Raw genomic sequence first — 3,809 nt, 5'->3', positions numbered from 1 at the left:
ACAGGAATCCGAACAGGGCGCGGTAGATGTGCAGGGCGTCGGCGCCGGTGAAGCCGGCCCTGGTGAGCAGGGCCAAGATGTCCTCGAGCGGGCGCAGGGTGCCGCGGGGGCGCAAGGCCAGGGGTGTGGCCAGGGGGCGGGTGACCAGTAGCGGTACGACGTGGGGGTGGGCCAGGGCGAGGAGGCGGAAGCGGTGGGCCACGGCGCGTAGTTGGGCTACCCAGTCGGGGTCGGTGGGGTCCACGGTGAGCTGGGCGACGACGGTCTCGGCGATGCCGTCGAGCAGGGCGGCCTTGTTGTCCGCGTGGCGGTACAGGCTCATCGGGTCGCGGCCCAACGCCCGGGCCAGGGCGCGCATGGAGAGCTTCTCTACCCCGTCCCGGTCCACGATCTCCAGGGCGCAGGCCAGCATCCGCTCGCGGGTCAGCTTGCCGTCCGGATGCGGCTCCGCTTCCTCCTGCACCACGTGACCGGCTGGGGACGCATCCATGCCGAGCACCTTCCTTCTCGTCGCGTGGGGCCGCCATCAGGCGGAGAACCACGATGCAAGTCAGTAGACCTACGGTGTAGACATCAGTCTAGCCAAGGAGTTAACTGTAGGTCTACGGCGTATATCCCTTTTGGGAGGAAAAACGTCATGATCATTATCCTCGGACTCATCATCCTGGTGATTGCGGCCATCGCGGCCGTCGCGGGATTCTTCAGCAACACCGGCAGCGCCCACGCCGTGAACGGCGCGTTCTCGGTCTTCGGCCACCACCTGAACGGCTCCACCGGCACGCTCTTCCTGTTCGGCATCATCGTCGGCGCCGCCGCCATGCTGGGCCTGGGCCTGCTCCTGACCGGCGCCCGCCACACCTCCCGCCGGGGCCTTGCCGCCCGACGCGACCTGCGGCACTCCCGCCGCCAGGCCGCCGCCGCGGACAAGGACCGCGAGGCCCTGGCCGGGCAGCGCGACACGGCGCGCGCCAAGACGGCAACCGTCGCCCAGGAACGCGACGACCTGACCCGGCAGCGGGACGACCTCGCCGAACAGCGGGACGACCTCGCCGGGCAGCGCGAGAACCTGCTCAAGCAGCGTGAGGACCTGCTCGACCGGGACGCGCGCATACGCGCCACCTCGACGGGTACACGCACGGCGCCGGACCGCTACGCGGCGAACGGCGACTACGCGGCGAACGGCGACCCGGCCACCTCCTCCGGCGAGGAGCAGCCCCGCGAGGAGAACCCGTTCGGGAACCGTCCGGCCCCCCTGTGAACGCGTGTCGCGCGGCACAGCCCGGCACCTCTGCCAATCACCAGTCGCGCGAAGGGAATCATGAGCGTCAGCAAGAAGGCCGCGCACAAAGGCCGAATCGGTCAAGGGCGGCGTGAAGAAGGCCGTCGGCCGCGCCACCGGCGACCGGTCCCTTGAGGCTGAGGGCCGCGCCGACCAGGCCAAGGGCGACGCCAAGCGGGCCGGCGCCAAGGTCAAGGACCCCTTCAAGCCCTGACCGGCGACTTGCCGCGCCGTCACTCGACGCGCGGGCCCCACCAGCCTGCGGGCCGTGGCCGGCACCCGGCTACAGCCACATCCGAAAGGGAACCCATGAAGGACTTCTGGGGCTACCGTCCCGCCGCCCGACACACCGCCGGCACGGACCTGACCGGCTACCAGGTCGACGCGATCGACGGCCGCGTCGGGAAGGTCGACGAGGCCACCGACGAGGCCGGGGCCGCGTTCATCGTCGTCAACTGCAAGCCGTGGCTGTTCGGCAAGCACGTGATGCTGCCCGCCGGCACCGTCATCCTCGTCGACGGTGGCCGCGAGAAGATCCGCGTCGCCCTGACCAAGGACCAGATCAGGAACGCACCCGCATACGAGCCCGCCGCCCACCGGGACGACACCCGCTACCGCACCACCCTCAGCACCTACTAGGCACCCCGCTATACAGACCGACCGGGCACTCGGCCCAACGAGGCACCCGGCACCCGGCCCGCCCTTCCGGGCCGCCAGACACCCCAAGGAGTCGTCATGTCGAAGCACACGAAATCGCCCACCGGCACACCGGCCATGAACAGGGACGACGTCCCCGAACGCGGCTGGGGCCCGAGCGTGGACGACACCTCCACGCAGGTCAACCCGAGCGCGCACCGCTCCTTCCACCCCGACCAGTACGCCCCCAAACCGGGCCCGCGCCCGCCGGTGGCCACGGAGGAGAGCGGCAACCCCGCCGGCAACCCCGTACGCAGTCACGGACGCCGCGGCGAGGACATCGCCAAGAAGCCCCAAAAGGGCCACCACGACACCGGCCCCCGCGGCCCGTCCCAGCGCCCCAGCGGCACCCGCGACCAATCCGCAGTGACCGGAATCGACCCGCAGGACCCGCCCAACTCCGGAGCCTGAGACCACGCGCCCGCACAACAGAGGGAAAGGAGGTGTTCTCCATGGTTCTCCTGATCGCTGTTCTTCTCCTGGCACTGGTTCTGGGCGGTGCCGGGTTCGCCCTGCACGCCCTGTGGTGGATCGCGCTGGTCGTCCTGGCCGTGTGGCTGCTCGGCTTCGTCTTCCGCGGCGAGCGCGCCGGCGCCGGCGGCCGCGGCCGCTGGTACCGCTGGTAGCCACAGCAGGCAAGGCAACTGAAAGCGCGCCGCACAGTCGCAGGCAGCCCTTCGGACGCACCAAGGACCAGATCAAGAGCGCACCCCGAGATCAGTCCCGACGCCCTCCGGCTACCGCAGCACGCCAGCACCTGCTGGCCCGCTGAACAGCCCAGCCCAGACCTCGGACCGCGCATCGGCACTACATAGGGAAAAGAGGTGTCCCCATGGTTCTCCTGATCGCTGTTCTTCTCCTGGCAGTGGTCCTGGCCGGCGCCGGGTTCGCCCGCCACCCTGGAGGGCGACGCGGCGACGGCAACGAGTACGCAGAGCGGTCCGGTTCGAAGGAGCTGCGGCAGGGCGAGTTGGTTCAAGCATTCACCACCTCGTATCTGCACACCGCCTGACCGGACGACGGCGAAGTCGACACCGCGCCCCCCGGCCCCGATCCCACCCACTGCGCTGACGGTTCGCCAGGCTCGAAGTCCCATGGCCGATCCGATCCGCGGCGGTTCCAATTCCTGCACCGGATTCCGCGCTAGTTTCGAGGCAGCCAGGAGTGCCCATGTCCACCACCGAACAAGCAGTATCGACACCACCGCCCACTACGGTGACGGCGAGCGCGCAACCGCCGGTCTACACCGGCACCGAACCCTTCCCCACGACCCGAACCACCCCCGACCAGCAGCCGCCGGGCTGGCAAGTGGCCGTCACCGCGATGATCGTGGCGCTTCCCCTCCTGGCGGTCCTGTTGGCGGGCTGGGCGTCGTGGGGGCAGCTGATCGGCCCGCTCGACATCACCCTGGCTCTGGCCCTCTACATCTTCACGGGCCTGGGTATCACCGTCGGCTTCCACCGCTGCCTGACCCACCGCAGCTTCACGGCCACCCCGACCCTCAAGGTCGTGCTCGCGGTCGCGGGGTCGATGGCGTTCCAGGGCGACGTGATCACCTGGGTCGCCACCCACCGACGCCACCACGCCTTCACCGACCGGCCCGGTGACCCGCACTCGCCCTTCCGCTACGGAACCACCCTGCGCGGCGAACTCCGCGGACTGGCCCACGCCCACGTCGGCTGGCTGTTCACCAGCGACCCCACCCCGCCCGAGCGGTACGCCCCCGACCTCCTGGCCGACCGCGCCATGCGCAGGGTATCCGCCGCCTTCCCCGCCCTGTGCGTCCTGTCACTCGCCCTGCCCTTCGGCCTCGGTTGGGCCATCGGCGGAACAC

At 70.3% G+C, this 3,809-nt stretch carries 7 protein-coding genes and 1 pseudogene; 7 read left to right on the top strand and 1 reads right to left on the bottom strand.

The annotated features are described in order from the left end of the window. Positions 1-490: TetR/AcrR family transcriptional regulator (locus TR48_RS35795; RefSeq protein WP_152628372.1), on the bottom strand; the 490-nt coding region annotated here is incomplete at its 3' end. 147 nt (positions 491-637) lie between these two features. On the opposite strand from TR48_RS35795, the gene TR48_RS42685 reads away from it, so the two are divergent. The 7 genes and pseudogenes from TR48_RS42685 to TR48_RS35765 all read left to right on the top strand — a co-directional run. Next, the gene (locus TR48_RS42685; RefSeq protein ID WP_063771129.1) at positions 638-1,258 is read left to right on the top strand and encodes a hypothetical protein; all 621 of its coding nucleotides are present in this window, start codon (positions 638-640) and stop codon (positions 1,256-1,258) included. 100 nt (positions 1,259-1,358) lie between these two features. Then, positions 1,359-1,493, top strand: a pseudogene (locus TR48_RS41270) (CsbD family protein); the annotation flags it as partial. Positions 1,494-1,588: 95 nt separating this feature from the next. Beyond that, the gene (locus tag TR48_RS35785; RefSeq protein ID WP_042374757.1) at positions 1,589-1,918 is read left to right on the top strand and encodes a PRC-barrel domain-containing protein; all 330 of its coding nucleotides are present in this window, start codon (positions 1,589-1,591) and stop codon (positions 1,916-1,918) included. Positions 1,919-2,014: 96 nt separating this feature from the next. Then, the gene (locus tag TR48_RS35780) at positions 2,015-2,386 is read left to right on the top strand and encodes a hypothetical protein (protein WP_042374756.1); all 372 of its coding nucleotides are present in this window, start codon (positions 2,015-2,017) and stop codon (positions 2,384-2,386) included. Between the two features lie 41 nt (positions 2,387-2,427). After that, positions 2,428-2,601 carry a hypothetical protein gene (locus TR48_RS35775; protein ID WP_042374755.1) on the top strand — a complete coding sequence of 58 codons (174 nt, stop codon included), beginning with the start codon at positions 2,428-2,430 and terminating at the stop codon, positions 2,599-2,601. Positions 2,602-2,807: 206 nt separating this feature from the next. Next, on the top strand, positions 2,808-2,987 hold the full coding sequence (locus tag TR48_RS35770) for a hypothetical protein (protein ID WP_042374754.1): 180 nt from the start codon (positions 2,808-2,810) through the stop codon (positions 2,985-2,987). 158 nt (positions 2,988-3,145) lie between these two features. Continuing rightward, a partial coding sequence (locus tag TR48_RS35765) for a fatty acid desaturase (protein ID WP_161789969.1) occupies positions 3,146-3,809 on the top strand: 664 nt, incomplete at its 3' end.

Origin of the sequence: Streptacidiphilus neutrinimicus, from assembly GCF_000787815.1 — a bacterium.
In the GTDB taxonomy this organism is placed as follows: domain Bacteria; phylum Actinomycetota; class Actinomycetes; order Streptomycetales; family Streptomycetaceae; genus Streptacidiphilus; species Streptacidiphilus neutrinimicus.
Note: the sequence above shows the minus strand (reverse complement) of the source record. Positions and strands in the feature narration are given on the sequence as shown.